Source organism: Gilliamella sp. Pra-s52, from assembly GCF_009795805.1.
Lineage (GTDB): Bacteria > Pseudomonadota > Gammaproteobacteria > Enterobacterales > Orbaceae > Gilliamella.
The window spans coordinates 48,506-65,704 of the sequence record NZ_WTEY01000008.1 but is presented as its reverse complement, the minus strand read 5'-3'; the positions used below and the strand labels follow the sequence as shown (position 1 = coordinate 65,704).

At 36.0% G+C, this 17,199-nt stretch carries 15 protein-coding genes; 11 read left to right on the top strand and 4 right to left on the bottom strand.

Features of this window, described 5'->3' with window-relative positions; all coding sequences use genetic code 11:
* Positions 1 to 110 precede the first annotated feature (110 nt).
* The 4 genes from GQ594_RS07340 to GQ594_RS07325 are packed head-to-tail and all read left to right on the top strand — an operon-like array spanning position 111 to position 2,444.
* Positions 111 to 842, top strand: a complete 732-nt coding sequence (locus GQ594_RS07340) for an MtnX-like HAD-IB family phosphatase (RefSeq protein ID WP_160400778.1) — start codon at positions 111 to 113, stop codon at positions 840 to 842.
* Between the two features lie 9 nt (positions 843 to 851).
* Entirely contained in the window at positions 852 to 1,685 is an 834-nt protein-coding gene (locus GQ594_RS07335) for an alpha/beta hydrolase (RefSeq protein WP_160411958.1), read from the top strand.
* Positions 1,685 to 2,041, top strand: a complete 357-nt coding sequence (locus tag GQ594_RS07330; RefSeq protein ID WP_065635406.1) for an EamA family transporter — start codon at positions 1,685 to 1,687, stop codon at positions 2,039 to 2,041. Before GQ594_RS07335 ends, GQ594_RS07330 begins: the two co-directional genes overlap by 1 nt.
* A 1-nt stretch (position 2,042) precedes the next feature.
* Positions 2,043 to 2,444 carry a DMT family transporter gene (locus GQ594_RS07325; RefSeq protein WP_160411959.1) on the top strand — a complete coding sequence of 134 codons (402 nt, stop codon included), beginning with the start codon at positions 2,043 to 2,045 and terminating at the stop codon, positions 2,442 to 2,444.
* A gap of 74 nt (positions 2,445 to 2,518) precedes the next feature.
* Here the strand turns inward: GQ594_RS07325 and GQ594_RS07320 are convergent, their stop codons facing one another.
* From GQ594_RS07320 to GQ594_RS07310, 3 genes are all read right to left on the bottom strand, one after another.
* A complete protein-coding gene (locus GQ594_RS07320; protein WP_160411960.1) occupies positions 2,519 to 3,391 on the bottom strand; it encodes an arginase family protein in 873 nt (290 codons plus the stop codon).
* On the bottom strand, positions 3,388 to 4,437 hold the full coding sequence (locus GQ594_RS07315) for a GNAT family N-acetyltransferase (protein WP_160411961.1): 1,050 nt from the start codon (positions 4,435 to 4,437) through the stop codon (positions 3,388 to 3,390). The genes GQ594_RS07320 and GQ594_RS07315 overlap by 4 nt, the downstream gene beginning before the upstream one ends.
* 69 nt (positions 4,438 to 4,506) lie before the next feature.
* Entirely contained in the window at positions 4,507 to 5,916 is a 1,410-nt protein-coding gene (locus GQ594_RS07310) for an aspartate aminotransferase family protein (RefSeq protein WP_237397814.1), read from the bottom strand.
* 168 nt (positions 5,917 to 6,084) lie between these two features.
* Between GQ594_RS07310 and GQ594_RS07305 the strand changes: the two genes are divergently transcribed.
* The 7 genes from GQ594_RS07305 to gyrB all read left to right on the top strand — a co-directional run bounded on the left by GQ594_RS07305 (position 6,085) and on the right by gyrB (position 15,383).
* Positions 6,085 to 6,834 (top strand): MipA/OmpV family protein, encoded by a 750-nt coding sequence (locus GQ594_RS07305; protein ID WP_160411962.1) that lies wholly within the window; start codon positions 6,085 to 6,087, stop codon positions 6,832 to 6,834.
* A 124-nt stretch (positions 6,835 to 6,958) separates the two neighbouring features.
* On the top strand, positions 6,959 to 7,867 hold the full coding sequence (locus GQ594_RS07300; RefSeq protein ID WP_160411963.1) for a recombination-associated protein RdgC: 909 nt from the start codon (positions 6,959 to 6,961) through the stop codon (positions 7,865 to 7,867).
* 201 nt (positions 7,868 to 8,068) lie between these two features.
* On the top strand, positions 8,069 to 9,163 hold the full coding sequence (ompA, locus tag GQ594_RS07295; protein WP_160411964.1) for a porin OmpA: 1,095 nt from the start codon (positions 8,069 to 8,071) through the stop codon (positions 9,161 to 9,163).
* A gap of 167 nt (positions 9,164 to 9,330) precedes the next feature.
* A complete protein-coding gene (dnaA, locus tag GQ594_RS07290) occupies positions 9,331 to 10,689 on the top strand; it encodes a chromosomal replication initiator protein DnaA (protein WP_160411965.1) in 1,359 nt (452 codons plus the stop codon).
* 14 nt (positions 10,690 to 10,703) lie between these two features.
* Positions 10,704 to 11,807, top strand: a complete 1,104-nt coding sequence (gene dnaN / locus GQ594_RS07285; RefSeq protein ID WP_160411966.1) for a DNA polymerase III subunit beta — start codon at positions 10,704 to 10,706, stop codon at positions 11,805 to 11,807.
* A gap of 48 nt (positions 11,808 to 11,855) precedes the next feature.
* Positions 11,856 to 12,929: a DNA replication/repair protein RecF gene (gene recF / locus GQ594_RS07280; RefSeq protein WP_160400788.1), complete on the top strand. Its 1,074-nt coding sequence runs from the start codon at positions 11,856 to 11,858 to the stop codon at positions 12,927 to 12,929.
* Between the two features lie 42 nt (positions 12,930 to 12,971).
* A complete protein-coding gene (gyrB, locus tag GQ594_RS07275) occupies positions 12,972 to 15,383 on the top strand; it encodes a DNA topoisomerase (ATP-hydrolyzing) subunit B (protein ID WP_160411967.1) in 2,412 nt (803 codons plus the stop codon).
* A gap of 270 nt (positions 15,384 to 15,653) precedes the next feature.
* Here the strand turns inward: gyrB and GQ594_RS07270 are convergent, their stop codons facing one another.
* The gene (locus tag GQ594_RS07270) at positions 15,654 to 17,111 is read right to left on the bottom strand and encodes a VWA domain-containing protein (protein WP_160411968.1); all 1,458 of its coding nucleotides are present in this window, start codon (positions 17,109 to 17,111) and stop codon (positions 15,654 to 15,656) included.
* Between the last annotated feature and the right edge of the window lie 88 nt (positions 17,112 to 17,199).

Here is a 17,199-nt window from a genome sequence, read left to right as displayed (position 1 = left end):
GACAATTTATCCCCCGTTACAAAATATATACAAAGAGCCTACAAAGTTTATTGTCACTCTATGAGAGAATTTGCGCCAATATCTATAATTAGACTGTTTTTATATCAAACATGAATACTTTTTCATCTATAACAAACACTATTTTTCATCCCTCTTATACACAACATCAAACACCAATTGTTTTGTGTGATTTCGATGGTACGATTAGTGTAAAAGATGTGACTGACACATTACTTAGCCATTTTGGTCAAGAAGGTTGTGATGAGCTTGAAGAATTATGGGTTAATGGCAAAATTGGCTCTCAAGAGTGTATGAGCAAACAAATTGCTTTAATGGACGCCAGCTTAGAGGAGCTTAATTGCGTTTTATCACAAATTGAAATTGATCCTGATTTTAAAGCGTTTATCAATTACGCCGAAAAAAATAGCATTCCCGTTCACGTAGTGAGTGATGGATTGGATTATGCCATTGATTTTATTTTAAAGCGTCATGGTATTGAGAATTTACCTATTTTTGCCAATAAACTGATGCATAATAATGTTCGTAGTTGGCGCCTAGAGTTCCCTTATGCGAATAAAGGTTGTATCAAGCAAAGTGGTAACTGCAAATGTAACCATGTCAAAAAACAACAGCATTTTACGCAGATTCTTTATGTTGGCGATGGTACGTCAGACTATTGTGTATCACACAATGTTGATTTTGTTTTTGCCAAAGATAAGCTCGTTAATTATTGTGAAAAAAATAAAATAGTACACCGTAAAATCACCAGCTTTGCAGATGTAACCGATGCATTAAAACAAGCCCGACAAACGGTTATTCCTGTCATGATGGTAAAAGAATAAGGGATTTTAATGAGCAAAATTGAAGATTTATCTTACTTTCTACCCGGTAATAAAAACGGTGTGCTATTGATTCATGGCTTAACTGGCACCCCCAATGAAATGCGAATTTTAGCCAATGGTTTAAATAAAGCAGGGTTTACCGTTTATGCCATTCAATTAGCTGGTCATTGCGGCACCGAAGAAGATCTATGTAAAACAACTTGGCAAGATTGGTATAAAAGCGTGCAAGATGGGGCTGATTATTTAGCACAGCATGTAGAGAATCTATTTGTAGCAGGTTTATCAATGGGGGCATTACTGGCACTAAAGTTGGCTGCAGACAGACCTGCACAAATTAAAGGTGTTGGCGTATTAGCACCAACATTTTGTTATGATGGTTGGAGCATGCCATTTTGGGCAAAAAAACTGTTTTTCTTACTGGTTTATTTTAAGAAATTGGGTATTTTCCAAAAGAAAGTGTTTATTGAAAAACCACCTTACGGGCTTAAAGACGAGCGTATTCGAGCTGTGGTTTCTGAAAGTATGTTAAGTGGCGATGCGGCATCAGCAGGGCTTGCTGGTAACCCGTTCCCTGCACTTGCCGAAATGCAATTACTGGCAAAAGAGATGCGTAAGCAATTACCTAAGGTGACTTCACCCTGTTTAATTATGCATTCTGGTAACGATGATATCGCTAATATAGAAACCAATGCCAAATTAGTTGAAAAATCGGTATCAGCACCAACAAAATTAGTGGTATTAAATGATAGTTACCATTTAATTACTATTGATAGCCAACGCCGTGAAGTAATCAAAGAATGTGCATCATTCTTTGATAAGATTGCAGAGGAAATCAAAGCATAATGTCACCATTAGTTATCATTCTTTGGGTTAGTAATATCTGTTTTGATACATTAGGGCAAGTCGCTTTTAAATTTGCTGCCATTGCACCCAATAACCGCGATGGTTGGTACTATTGGTTAGATTTAGCTAAAAATAAGTGGATTTGGGTTGGCATTATCGCTTATGTGGCTGAATTTTTATTATGGTTAGCCTTTTTAACGTTAGTACCGCTTTCGCAGGGCGTATTACTTGCTTCATTTAATATCATTACTATTATGCTAGTAGGTCGAGTGATTTTTAAGGAATTACTGACCATCTATCGCTTAATTGGTATGTTATTAATCACCGCAGGCGTTATTTTTGTAGGGATGTCTTAATATGGCCAGATTTTATATAATTGGATTCACTGTCTTGCTGTTTTTTGACACCATTGCGCAATGTAGTTTTAAATTAACTGCAATGCATGCAGAACCATTAGCAATGAGTGTTGATTGGCTAATTCGTGTATTTACTAATCCGTGGATTTATATCTCAATAGCTGGGTATATTTTAACTTTTTTTACTTGGATGACACTACTAAAAAAAGCGCCTGTAGGGCCTGCTTTTGCGGCATCTCACTTTGAAGTTGTAACCGTTATGGTGGTTTCAATCTGGTTATTTCATGAACCAATTACATTATTTAAATTAATTGGTACAATTTTAATTGTTTCAGGCATTCTCTTTTTAGCGTTAGCAGAAAGTAAATTATCTAAACAAGAGTCAGACAATATTCAACGTTAAATTCCAATATAGCAAGGAAAGTAGGTGATTTTTATACTTAAACGCGTACTTTCCTGAAAATTTTTTACAAAAATTTATACTGCTAATGCCTTTAATAACGTCAAATTAAGCTGATGTTGCTCTTGTTGCCAATTGATAAGGTTATTTGGTGATATAGTAGGTTGTTTATCAAGCGAACTAAGTAAACGTTTAAACCAATTTGATGGCTGCCATATTGATAGTTCCCCCGTAATATCGCTACCGATAATTCTAGATTTAATTGACGAAATGGTATCAAGTAGGTGATAAGTTTGTAATTTACCTTGATCCCAGTTAGTGTGAATCACCTCTTCACTTAATACATCTTTATCAATCGAAACATAAACAGGCTGTGCGCTGTGATATTGTTCCGATAGGAAGTTAGCAATAAGATCATCTGGTGTAGCAAAATGCCGAAAGCTATGCCCTAAGCCTATTTTTTTAGCCCATGCAACATTGACATCTAAACTCCAATAGGTCAACTTTTTATGAAACAGTGGTGCCCATCGGTTTTCCCAGAAATGAGTAATCCCAATATCATGAGAGGTAATGCCAAGCACATGTACATGGCTAACAAAAGGTAAATTCGCCACATAACTTACCCATGATCCACAATGAATACCAAACAAATAACGCATATTGTCTGGGTGATTATCAAAAATCACCACTTGAATTGGATTATCGGCAGAATATTGCTGTGCTAAACGTTCAATAAGCAATAATGAAATATGATGAAAATCACCGCTACCCATTAGTACTGTACCATGACTTTCAGGTAAAAATTGCTGTAACACATTGTTAAATTGGTTAAACGTCTTTTTAGTACAGCCAAAACGAATTGCGTCTTGCCACTGAGTAACATCAATTGTATTAGCATGATCGATTTTACCAACACTTTGATCAAAGTTGAGAATAATAGGACATGTCATGCTACTTTCTCCTTGTCACTTTCAAAATGACCAATCAATCTTCGTAATACAGCTCTTAATAATCGATTGCGGATATAAACTAAATGCTTTGTAAAGGTAAATTTTGCACCTAATGAGGCTTTAACTTCAGGATCTGTCCAACCTGCAATATAGTGACTAAAACCTTGTTGCAAAGCATATTCAAGATTAACAAACCAACTGACAAAATAAAGATTGAGTTCTCTTGCCTGTGGATAAACCATGCCGATATATTTATCAACTAACATATTATTAACCACAAAACAAATATTATACCCAACCAATTTATCATCATGAGAATAAGTCACAATATGTGCATTTTGGGTTTTATTTTGTAATAGCTGAGTAAAAAAAGATTTAGTCAATAAATCAAAATGTATTTCGCTTTGCTCATAAACATTAAGATAAAGTTGGTAATACTCATCTATAACCGTTTGCTGATAAAAACAATCATCACCACTATGCAAAATATGAATAGTTAGTTTGTCACGTGCTTTTAGTTTTCGTCTAAAGTTTTTACGTCGACTATACGAAAAACGGGAAAAGACTTCATTTATATCACTAAAATCAATCGGTACCCAAGCCAATGCTTGCCCTTCAACTTCAATAAAACCTTGCGCTTTTAGTGATGAAATAAAGCGCAATGAATAGTCGTTGTCTTTTTCACTTAATAAAGGCGATGAAACAGGAATATCTTTAACAATCAAGAAAGGATATTGTTTAGCATAAGCCGTTTTTAGGTTTTCAGATAATTGATTTTCATCAATTTTATCATTTAATAACGTATATTCAGAAACAGTTGCTCCAACAAAGCAGGTATTGGGTTTTAAGTAGCGTTGCCATTTATGATAAAAAGGCAGCTTCTGAATTTTATGTCTAAAATCATCATCAGCCGTAGTCAAAAGATCAAACTTTGCTGAAAAAACAGGCACACCATCTTCACTAAGCCATGCAGAAAAGTCTTGCGGGGGATGCTCTAGAAAATTGTCTATTAATTCATTGGGTTCTAACTGATTGATGTATTTCATAACGTTCATATGATTGACTGTAACACGCAAGCCCGCCAATAGATATTGGCGGGGATTTAAAATGAATGATTAAAGTTCTTTTTTAGCTCGTGTAATTAATTGATCAAGAAGTTCAATACCTTGATCAATCTCTTGACGAGAAATATGTAACGATGGCGCAAAAGTAATTACATTTTTATAGTAACCACCAATATCAAGTACTAAGCCCATTTTGGTACCTTTCCAATCGAGATCACCTGACATACCAATATCAACCATTTTGTCAACAAGTGCTTTATTGGCTGTAAAACCATCTTCTGTACAGATTTCTGCACGAAGTGCTAAGCCTAAACCATCAACTTCGCCAATCTCCTTGTGTTTCTTCTCAAGTGTTTTTAAGCCTTCAAGGAAGTAAGCACCACTATCCATAACCATTTTTTCGTAATCAGTTTCAGAAGTCATTTTTAATACTTCAAGACCAACTGCCGTACCTAATGGATTTGATGCAAATGTTGAATGTGTTGAACCAACTGGGAACACCTCAGGATTAATTAATTCTTCACGCGCCCATAAACCACCAAGCGGGTTAAGACCATTAGTTAATGCTTTAGCAAAAACTACAACATCTGGCTTAACATCAAAGTGTTCAATTGACCAGAGTTTACCTGTGCGATAAAAGCCCATTTGGATTTCATCAACGACTAATAAAATACCATACTGATCTAAAACTTTTTTAAGACCTTTAAAGTAATTACGAGGAGGAACAATATAACCACCCGTTGCTTGTAAAGGTTCAGCATAAAATGCAGCGTATTCTGCTTGTCCAACTTTTGGATCCCAAACACCGTGGTATTCGGTTTCAAATAGGCGTGCAAACTCAGCCACTAAATGTTCACCATATTCTTCTGCTGTCATACCTTTAGGACGACGGAATGGATAAGGGAATGGAACAAACATCGCACGATCACCAAAATGACCATAACGACGACGATAACGATAACTTGATGTAATTGAAGAAGCGCCAAGTGTACGACCATGGTATCCGCCTTGGAAAGCAAACATTAGCGATTTACCGCCCGTTGCATTACGTACTACTTTTAACGAATCTTCAATACATTGAGAACCACCAACATTGAAATGTACTCGTCCTTCATAACCAAATCGTTTTTCCATACCTTGGGCAATGGTTTTGGCTAATTCAATTTTTGTAGGATGTAAATATTGACTAGCACATTGTGGTAACGTGTCGATTTGCTTTTTAAGAACATTGTTTAAACGTTCATTAGCATAACCAAAGTTACATGCAGAATACCACATTTGTAAATCAAGGAAAGCTTTACCTTCTTTGTCATACATGTAGCTACCTTCACAACCATCAAAGATTTTTGGCGGTTCAACATAATGCACGGTATCACCAAAAGAGCAATATTTAGCTTCGTCAGCTAACAATGTAGCATCATCAGGACGACTGTTAGTCATTTCTAAAGTTGGTTTACTCATAATTTATCTCACTAATCCATATTCAAACACGATAAAATGTGGCATTATTATTCAAGAAATTTGTTTGTTACAATGTACAGTTAATGTATGGATTTTGTGACGATTAGCTAACCAATTAAATCTGGGTAATTTACTAATAAACATTCACCTTTTAGATAGGCATAAAAAATGAAAAAAATACTTTGTGGGCTGTCTATTTTATCTGTAATCACTTTAGGAACAGCCCAGTTTGCTTTAGCAGAGCCATCTTCTCTCGGTTTAGGCATTGGTTGGACAAATTCACCTTATAAAAATTATAGCGATAATTATTATCCTATTCCTCATATCGATTATGATAATGAGCTATTTTTTATCGATGATTTATCGGCTGGAGTTTATGCTTATAATGCTGATAACCAAAGTGTCTCAATTGGTGCTCGCTACTTATCTAACGAATTTAAACCACATAATTCAGATAATCACCAATTAAAGCAACTTAATAGCCGTCACTCAACATTGCTAGCAGAAGTAGAATATTCTATTGTGACCAATTGGGGAGGGTTTTCTAGTAGTATCGGCGCCGATGTATTAAACAAAAGTAATAGTATTTTAGTTAATGCCGATTATACTGTCCCTTATATGCAGGATAATTTGGTTATAGCACCGTCTATTGGTATAAACTGGGCTAATAGTAAACATAATGATTATTATTATGGTGTTTCGCATAAAGAATCATCCCGTTCAAAATTACGATACTTTAATGCAGATAATTCATTAACACCTTACGCCGAAATAGCAGCACAATATTCATTAACCCCAAATATAGCGACTTTTGGCGGTATTCATATCGACAAATTAACTGGCGATGCAGCAGACAGTCCTATGGTTGACAATAGCACTATCACTTCAGTTTATATGGGGTTATCTTATAACTTTTAACTAATGTTGATTTATACCCAATAACAAAATGATAACAATAACCTCTTGCCATAATCAGTGGTTGCTGTTTAATGTTTAGGTAAAATAAATTCCCTATCACAAAAAATTCAGGAAATAGAAAAGTATGCTCTGGTTTAAAAATGCCATCATTTATCAACTCAATAACGATACATTACTTAATAAAGAAGCGATTGAAAACGCACTCAAATCACATCCTTTTATACCATGCGGTAATTTAGATACCACAAAAATGGGGTGGGTTTCGCCTTATCATGATAATAATCAAGATGATTTTATTATTGATATGCAAGGACATTTATTATTACGCATCAAAAAAGAGACAAAAATATTGCCCTCTCCTGTAATCAAACAAGCTTTATTAGAAAAAATTGATAAACAAGAACAAGCGCTAAGTAGAAAGTTGACCAAAAACGAAAAAGCCACCTTAAAAGATGAAGTTATGATTGACCTAATGCCAAGGGCTTTTAGTAAATATAACCACTATTGGTTATGGGTAGACACCAATAATAAACGTATTATTGTTGATTGCAGTAGCTTTAAACAAGCCGAAGATATCTTAGCTATTTTACGCAAAGAGCTTGGTTCGCTTGCATTAACACCTTTATCGATTGACAAACCACTCGAACAAATCATGACCACATGGACGAATGAAAACCTAAATTTTCCACCGTTTTTATTGGGCGATCAAGCCGAGCTTAAAGATCCACTTGAAGGTAATGGCATTATTAGTTGTAAAAATCAAGAAATCACAAGTGAAGAAATGCGAGTTCATTTCGATTCTGGCAAATGGATCACTAAAATTAAAATTATTGATGAAAGAGGTGTTAGCTTTATTGTTAATAGCGATTTAACCTTTAAACGAATTAAATTTGATTCGATTATTTTGGATGAAAACGAAGATATAGGATCTGATGAGTTTGATAAAAAACTCGAAGCTGACTTTTTTATTATGGCTAATTCATTAGCCAATACCATTAATGACTTTTATATGACGATTAATAAAATAATTTAACAAAACTATTTAAATATTTTTTCATTGCACTATCATTATCTATAGATTTGCCTATTACATGTGCTATACTAGCAACAGATTATGTGCAACATAATTATATAAAAATAAGTAATTGTTATTTTATTTAGTAATTGAAGTAAATTATTAAGCAATAAACAAACTAAACATCGTCTATAACAACATATAAGTTGAGGCAATAAAATGAAAAAAACTACTCTAGCTCTAGCAATCGCAGTTGCAAGTTTAACAGCTACTGCAGCTAATGCAGCATATGATGACAACTCTATTTATGTAGGTGCTAAATTAGGTTGGTCAGAGCTTTATCGTTTAGATGCAAATAAAGTTCGCGTATGGGATAACGTTGGAATCAGTACTTCAAATCGCAGCAATGTCGCGGGTGGTGCATTCCTTGGTTTTCAGGCAAATCCTTATTTAGCATTTGAATTGGGTTACGACTGGTTAGGCTCTGCTAAATACAAAAGATCTTTCCACTATGAAGGTAAAAACTATGACGTAGGTCACAGTAAAGTTTCCGCTCAAGGAGTTTCTTTAACTGGTAAATTAAGCTACCCTATCGTTGACGGGTTAGATATCTATGGTCGTGCTGGTGGTATGGTCACTATCGCTAAATGGAAAAATGGCGGTTTAGTGAAAAAATATGAAAAACTTGATCATGGTACAGAAACCGACTTATCTCCTGTTTATGCATTAGGTGTCGATTATCGTTTAAGTGACGATTTATCAACTCGTTTAGAGTATCAATATGTTCAACATATTCACACTAAAACTGGTGCATCTCCAGATGCAGGTACTGTAAGCTTAGGTATTACTTACCGTTTAGCAACATTAAATACACCTGCTCCAGTTGAATTAAAAACTGAAGTAAAACGTTATGTATTAAATGAAGACGTACTATTTGCTTATGCAAAAGCTGACTTAAAAGCTGAAGGTCGTCAAGCATTAGATAACTTATTAACAAACCTTGTTAAAATCAATCCAACTGAAAGCGCTGTAGTGGTAATTGGTCATACTGACCGTATTGGTTCAGATAGCTATAACCAAAAATTATCAGAACAACGTGCTAACTCAGTAATGAAATATTTAGTTTCTAAAGGTGTTCCTGCTGATTTAATCAGTGCACGTGGTGTAGGTAAATCTCAACCAGTTACAGGAACTAAATGTAATGCGCTTCGTGGTGCTAACTTAAAAGCATGTTTAGCTCCAGATCGTCGTGTTGAAATTGAAGTTAAAGCACGTAACGTTCAAGAAGTTCAAGTAACTGATTCAACAAAATAATCTTTGTTTTTTTTAGTTATTCATTAAGACCCGGTTAAAAACCGGGTTTTTTTATCTTCTTTTTTGTTAACAACTAAATTATATATTGGCTTAGATCTACAAATTATCCACAAAAGAGATTATAATGCTTCTCGGTATTGTTAGTAAGAAAAGTTGAAGGAGTTGCCGTGCCTACCGCAATTTGGCAAGATTGCCTTTCTCAGTTACAAGAAGAAATCCCTACAACGGAATTCAACTTATGGATTCGCCCGTTGCAAGCGGAGATGGTCGATAATAAACTCTATATTTATGCACCAAATAGATTTGTGTTAGATTGGGTAAAAAATAAGTATTTAGCTACGATATCCCAATTACTAAATAAGCTTTTTAATGATGACTCTTTGAAACTATTTCTTGAAGTTGGTTCAACCGTATCTAAAGATAAAAAAACACAAAATAGCCAACGTAAAGCAGACGTTTTACCTGCTTGGCAAACAACAAAAGAAACAAATCACAATCATATCTATCGCTCGGGTATTAATCATAAACACACTTTTAATAGTTTTGTAGAAGGTAAATCAAATCAACTAGGTGTTGCGGCAGCCAAACAAGTGGCCAAAAACCCAGGCAAAGCTTATAACCCTTTATTTTTATATGGTTCTACAGGTTTAGGTAAAACGCATTTATTACACGCAGTTGGCAATCAAATAATGGAAGAAAAGGCCAACGCAAAAGTTGTCTACATGCATTCAGAACGCTTTGTCCAAGATATGGTCAAAGCACTACAAAATAATGCTATTGAAGAGTTCAAAAATTATTATCGCTCTGTTGATGCCTTGCTTATTGATGATATTCAATTTTTTGCCAATAAAGAGCGCTCCCAAGAAGAGTTTTTTCACACATTTAATTCGTTATTAGAAGGCAATCAACAAATTATTTTAACATCAGATCGTTACCCTAAAGAAATTGATGGCGTTGAAGATCGTCTAAAATCCCGTTTTGGTTGGGGATTAACCATTGCAATCGAACCCCCCGAACTTGAAACACGGGTTGCGATTTTAATGAAAAAAGCCGAAGAAAATCATATTAAATTACCTGAAGAAGTCGCTTTTTTTATCGCTAAACGACTACGTTCGAATGTTCGTGAGTTGGAAGGCGCACTTAATCGAGTTATTGCTAACGCTAATTTTACGGGTAAAGCCATTACCATAGATTTTGTTAAAGACGCTTTAAAAGATTTACTGGCTTTACAAGAAAAACTAGTCACTATTGAAAATATACAAAAAACAGTTGCAGAATATTATAAAATTAAAGTATCAGATTTACTTTCTAAACGCCGTTCTCGTTCAGTTGCAAGACCACGACAAGTCGCAATGGCGCTCGCCAAGGAACTGACGAACAAAAGCCTGCCTGAAATTGGCGACGGCTTTGGTGGACGAGACCACACTACCGTATTACATGCGTGCAGAAAGATTGCCGAATTAAAAAAAGAGAGCAATGCAATTAAAGAAGATTACTCCAATTTAATTAGAACATTATCAACTTAAAAAGAATCAATACTATGAAATTTATTATAGATCGTGAAAAACTGATAAAACCATTGCAACTTGTCAGCGCCCCACTGAGTAATCGTCCGACGTTACCCATTTTGGGGAATTTATTATTACAAGTTAATGACAACACACTATCAATGACGGGAACGGATCTTGAAATAGAGATGATCTCTCATTTACCCTTAGTCGAACCAAGCGAACCTGGCGCAACTACGGTACCGGCAAGAAAGTTTCTTGATATCTGCCGAAACCTGCCTAGCGACGCCAAAATTTCGATAAGCGTTGACGATAACCGATTAATGATTCAATCTGGCCGTAGTAAATTTTCTTTAGCAACACTCCCTGCTAACGATTTTCCTAATTTAGAAAATTGGCAAAGTGATGTTGATCTTTCAGTACCACAAAGAACCATAAAACGACTTATTGATGCGGTACAATTTTCAATGGCAAATCAAGATGTCAGATATTACTTAAATGGCATGTTATTTGAAATTGAAGATGGCCTACTAAAAACTGTAGCAACCGATGGACACCGACTAGCGTTATGTGCTCAACCCATTGAGCAAAATACAAAAGCCACCCATGCGGTCATTTTACCAAGAAAAGGCGTACTTGAACTGGCAAAATTGGTTAACGATAACGATGAACTTATCACAATGCAAATTGGTCATAACAACTTACGCGTTAATCTTGGTGATTTCACTTTTACATCAAAACTTATTGACGGTAGATTTCCTGACTATAAACGGGTATTACCTCGCAATCCAGATAAACCACTTGAAGTCTCCTGCGAAGAGCTAAGAAATGCCCTATCACGAGTTGCTATCTTATCTAATGAAAAATTTCGTGGAATTCGACTTCATGCTCATAACAACCAACTAAAAATTACGGCAAACAACCCTGAACAAGAAGAAGCAGAAGAAGTTGTTGATGTAAAATATGAATCATCAGAGCTTGAAATTGGCTTTAATGTTACTTATTTACTCGACATATTAAATACATTGAAATGTGATAGCGTACAACTATTACTCACTGATTCGGTATCAAGTGTACAAATTGAAGATATCAACAATCAATCTGCCACTTATGTTGTTATGCCGATGCGCTTATAATCAAATCTTATTTAATTTTCCGGCTTCGGCCGGAATAATTGACAGTATATGACGCTATCAACCATCAACGTTCATCGTTTTCGTAATATTGATTACGCAGAACTCACTTTATCACCGCATTTCAACTTCATTGTTGGTGATAATGGCAGTGGCAAAACCAGTCTACTTGAAGCCATCTATATGCTTGGACACGGACGAGCATTTAGACATGCCCAATCAAATCGAATAATTCAACATGAACAACCCGAGCTTATATTATTTAGTGAAATAAAAAGTACCAATCAGCAAGTCCATTCAATTGGTCTTGCAAAATCACGAAATAACGAAAATAAAATAAAAATAGACGGAGATGAAGGCTTTCGATTGGCCGATTTAGCCAAATTATTACCGATACAATTAATAACCCCTGAGGGGTTTGATTTATTAAGTGGAGGTCCCAAATATCGCCGTGCATTTATCGATTGGGGATGTTTTCATCATCACCCTGAGTTTGTTCATTTATGGAACAATTTAAAACGTCTATTTAAACAACGTAATGCACTCCTAAAACAAGCTCATAGTTATAATCAATTATTACCTTGGGACAAAGAGATCGCCCCAATTGCCGAAAAAATCAGCCAAATTAGAACCGACTACTTACAACATATTTTTCCTGAAATTATTCAGACTTGCCGTGATTTTTTACCTGAATATCAACTTAATTGCCAATATTATCAAGGTTGGGAGCATGGAATTAATTACTCCGAACAGCTACAAAAACAGTACGATCGCGATAAGCTGCTTAATTACACCACTTTGGGACCACATAAAGCAGATATAAAATTACGTATCGATAATATCCCTGTTGAAGATCTTTTATCCCGAGGTCAACTAAAACTAATGATGTGTGCTTTACGGTTATCTCAAGGTGAATATTATTCAAAACAACACTCACAATCTTGTATTTACTTGATTGATGATTTTGCTTCAGAACTAGATCACAATAAACGTGATTTGCTAGCAAAACGATTAAAATTAGCAAATTCTCAAGTATTTATTACCGCAGTTAGTCAAGATCAAATTAGCCATATGATCGATGAAAATGATAAGATTTTTCACATAAAATCTGGTATAATTTTGTAAATATACAGAATGATATAAACAATCAATTAAGTCGAGAAATCCATGTCTAATTCTTATGATTCTTCTAGCATTAAAGTACTCAAAGGGCTTGATGCAGTCCGTAAACGTCCAGGTATGTATATTGGAGATACCGATGATGGAACAGGACTTCACCATATGGTTTTCGAAGTGGTCGATAATGCCATTGATGAAGCATTAGCTGGTTATTGCCACCATATTGAAGTAACCATTCACCCTGATAACTCAGTTTCTGTACGTGATGATGGTCGCGGAATTCCAACCGGTATTCACGAAGAAGAAGGTATTTCAGCGGCAGAGGTTATCATGACCGTATTACATGCGGGTGGTAAATTCGATGACAACTCATATAAAGTTTCTGGTGGCTTGCATGGCGTTGGGGTTTCAGTTGTTAATGCCTTATCAGATAAATTAGAACTCATCATTTATCGTGATGGCAAAATTCACCAACAAATTTACAACTTAGGAGTACCACAAGCACCACTTAACATCATTGGTGAAACCACAGAATCAGGCACATACGTTCGCTTTTGGCCAAGTCCTGACACATTTACTAATATTGAATTTGTTTACGAAATACTTGCTAAACGACTTCGTGAACTCTCTTTCCTCAACTCAGGAGTATCAATCAAGTTACTTGATGAACGCACAGGAAAAAGTGAGCATTATCATTATGAAGGTGGAATTCAAGCTTTTGTTGAATATCTTAATAAAAACAAAAATCCAATTCATCCTAAAATTTTTTACTTCAGCACCGAAAAAGACGATATTGGTGTCGAAGTAGCATTACAGTGGAACGATGGTTATCAAGAGAATATCTATTGCTTTACTAACAACATACCTCAGCGCGATGGTGGAACACATTTAGCTGGTTTTCGCGGTGCTATGACTCGCACATTAAACAATTACATGGAAGCTGAAGGATACAGCAAAAAGGCCAAAATTAGTGCTACTGGTGACGATGCCCGTGAAGGTTTAATTGCGGTTGTATCAGTCAAAGTCCCAGATCCTAAATTCTCGTCACAAACCAAAGACAAATTAGTCTCATCAGAAGTCAAATCAGCCGTTGAATCTGTTATGGGCGAAAAATTAACCGAATACCTACTTGAAAATCCATCTGATGCAAAAATTGTAGTCGGCAAAATTATCGACGCAGCCAGAGCACGTGAAGCGGCACGCAAAGCGCGCGAAATGACACGACGCAAAGGTGCATTAGACTTAGGTGGCTTGCCAGGTAAACTCGCTGACTGCCAAGAAAAAGATCCCGCACTATCCGAACTTTACTTAGTGGAAGGGGACTCTGCTGGAGGCTCAGCAAAACAAGGGCGCAACCGCAAAAACCAAGCGATATTACCACTAAAAGGTAAAATCCTTAATGTTGAAAAAGCCCGCTTTGACAAAATGCTCTCATCACAAGAAGTCGGAACATTAATTACGGCTCTTGGTTGTGGAATTGGTCGTGACGAATATAACCCAGACAAAATGCGCTACCATAGCATCATCATCATGACCGATGCCGATGTCGATGGTTCGCACATTCGTACCTTATTATTAACATTCTTTTATCGCCAAATGCCCGAAATTATCGAACGTGGCTATGTTTATATTGCCCAACCGCCTTTATACAAAGTCAAAAAAGGCAAGCAAGAACAATACATTAAAGATGATGATGCCATGACGCAATTCCAAATCGCCCTAGCGCTTGAAGATGCCTCGTTACACGTTAACGACCATGCCCCTGCACTTGCTGGTGAAGCATTAGAACGACTGATTGCAGAATATCAAAAAGTTGAAAAACTTATCACTAAAATGGAGCGTCGCTACCCGAAAGCATTGCTTTGTGAATTGGTTTATCATGGTGTCTTAAACGAAAGTATTTTACAAAATCAACAACAAGCTGAAAGTTGGGCAAAAACACTTGTTGAAAAACTAACAAACAAAGAACAACATGGCAGCAGTTACCACTATGCAACTGACTACAGCGAAAAGACCCAGCTACACCAACCTGTAATAAAAATCAAAACGCATGGCGTTGACACTAATTACACGCTGGATCAAGCGTTTATTCACAGCAATGAATACCGCAACATATGCCACCTTGGTGCACAGCTTAAAGACTTACTAGAAGACAGCGCATTTATTCAACGTGGTGAACGCAAACAGCCAGTTAGCTCTTTTGACGAAGCTGTCGATTGGTTAATTAAAGAGTCTCGCCGAGGCTTGACGATCCAACGCTATAAAGGTCTTGGTGAAATGAATCCAGAACAATTATGGGAAACAACAATGGATCCGACTAGCCGTCGTATGTTACAAGTCACTATAAAAGATGCCATTGAAGCGGATCAATTATTTACCACATTAATGGGCGATGAAGTTGAACCACGCCGACTATTTATTGAAGAAAACGCCCTTAAAGCGGCAAATTTAGATTTCTAAATGTTACAGTGATAAAAAAATAAAAAGCCAGACACCATGTCTGGTTTTTTATTGGGAATAAGGATTGTGGCGGAGTTGATTTTCGTAAAAAAACACCAAAAAAAACTTAAATAAAATCAATAATTTTTCTGACTGTTTTTTGATAAAAAATAATCCTTTTTTAGGAAGAATGAAATGTTTTTATTGTTTTTAAACATTCCGAATGTTCAAATTTGTAAACCACAAAGCCAATTAATGCACCAAATAAAAGGATTTGGCGCGTTTGCTTTTTTATTGGCATGTTGGTCTGTTGATTTTTAAACTTGATACTGCTTTGTTCATCTGTTTTATCATATCTTTAGGGCTTTGGGCTATGTAAACCTTGCCACCTGTGGCGTTAGCAATGCAATCAATTTTATGTTCACCAGCAATATCAACAATATTAATTTTTAACCGTGGCTTTTGTGACGCTATGTAATTAGCTAGTGTACAGATATTATTTTTTGAACAGTTATCTTCGCCATCGCTGATTATGAGAATATAATCATCACGTTTTACACCATCAAGCATTTGACTAGCCTTTTGCAAACCGCTGTATAAAGGCGTTCCACCACCACCTGCCGCTGTTGGTGTTAGTCGTTTTATTTTTCGTTTTAGCGTTCCTCGATTTGTATAATTATAAAATGGCGAAACATCTGCCGCTGGACAACTTGTTAAGGTGACAAGCGAAATATCGATATTTTGTTGTATTTTATCAATACTCGAGGTTGCCACATTCTTACTACTTGATAAACGAGTTGGTAAACGTGTCATGCGTTTTTCATAAGCAATTCTGTCTTGTTCTGACATATTCCGACCATAACCATAGGACATATATTGGAAGTATTTTTCAACCTCTTGTGGGGGTTCATTTAAGGTCACGGTCATCGATAATGAGTTATCAAACACCATAACCATTTTAGAAGGATTAGAATCTTTTTTCATCTCTTCTTTGGTTATGCAGTTAGGCGGATTTTTTACCTTCGGTACAGGTACAGGTGCTGGCGTTGGCGTTGGTGCTGGTTCAGATTTTGCAATAGGCTCAGGCACCACAGTTGGCTCAGGCTCTTGTGGTTTTGTTGCAGGAACTGGCGCAGGTTCAGGCTGTTTTTCTTCAACAGGTGCCGAAATAACAGGCGTCGATACTGGCTCAGCAGGCACAATTTTAGGTTTTGCAAGTGGGCAAAATAAGTACCAGAGTAAGCCAAGCAGTCCAACTAAAAATAAGGCTAAAAGTAAAAAATGCCACCAACGCCAAAATGGTGTTGGCGCAACAATTGGTGCAGGTTCAGGTTGCACATCCTCTTGAAAGGTATTAACAATGACAGGTTCATCATTGATGACATAAATTAAGTTGCTTGAGCTTTTAATTTTAGGAAGCCACATTGAAACTAAATTTTGCTCTTCGTTACTTAGTGGCATAAGGTTTATTGCTGTTTCAATGTCATTAAGGCGAGTTTGTAATGTTTGGATAATCTCGCCTTTTTGCGACTGGTTGACAATGTTATCAAGTAAAAGCGGTTGCCCTTCAAGATCAGTATACCAACCTACATATTGCTGATTATCAATTAGCTTTGGTGTGGCTAAAATTGAGAAAGTACGTTCAGTTAAATGTGGTTTTAATAATAAAAGTAAGGAATGATATTGTTCTAACTGAGAAATGATATCTGGATTATTGGAATCGAAGGCTATCCTTGTTATTCGTTGCATGGTCTTTTTATTCCTTATACTGTATTATTTTGACGATTAAAAACATCTCTTATTACCATTTTTTATATAAATGGCGATAAATTAGATA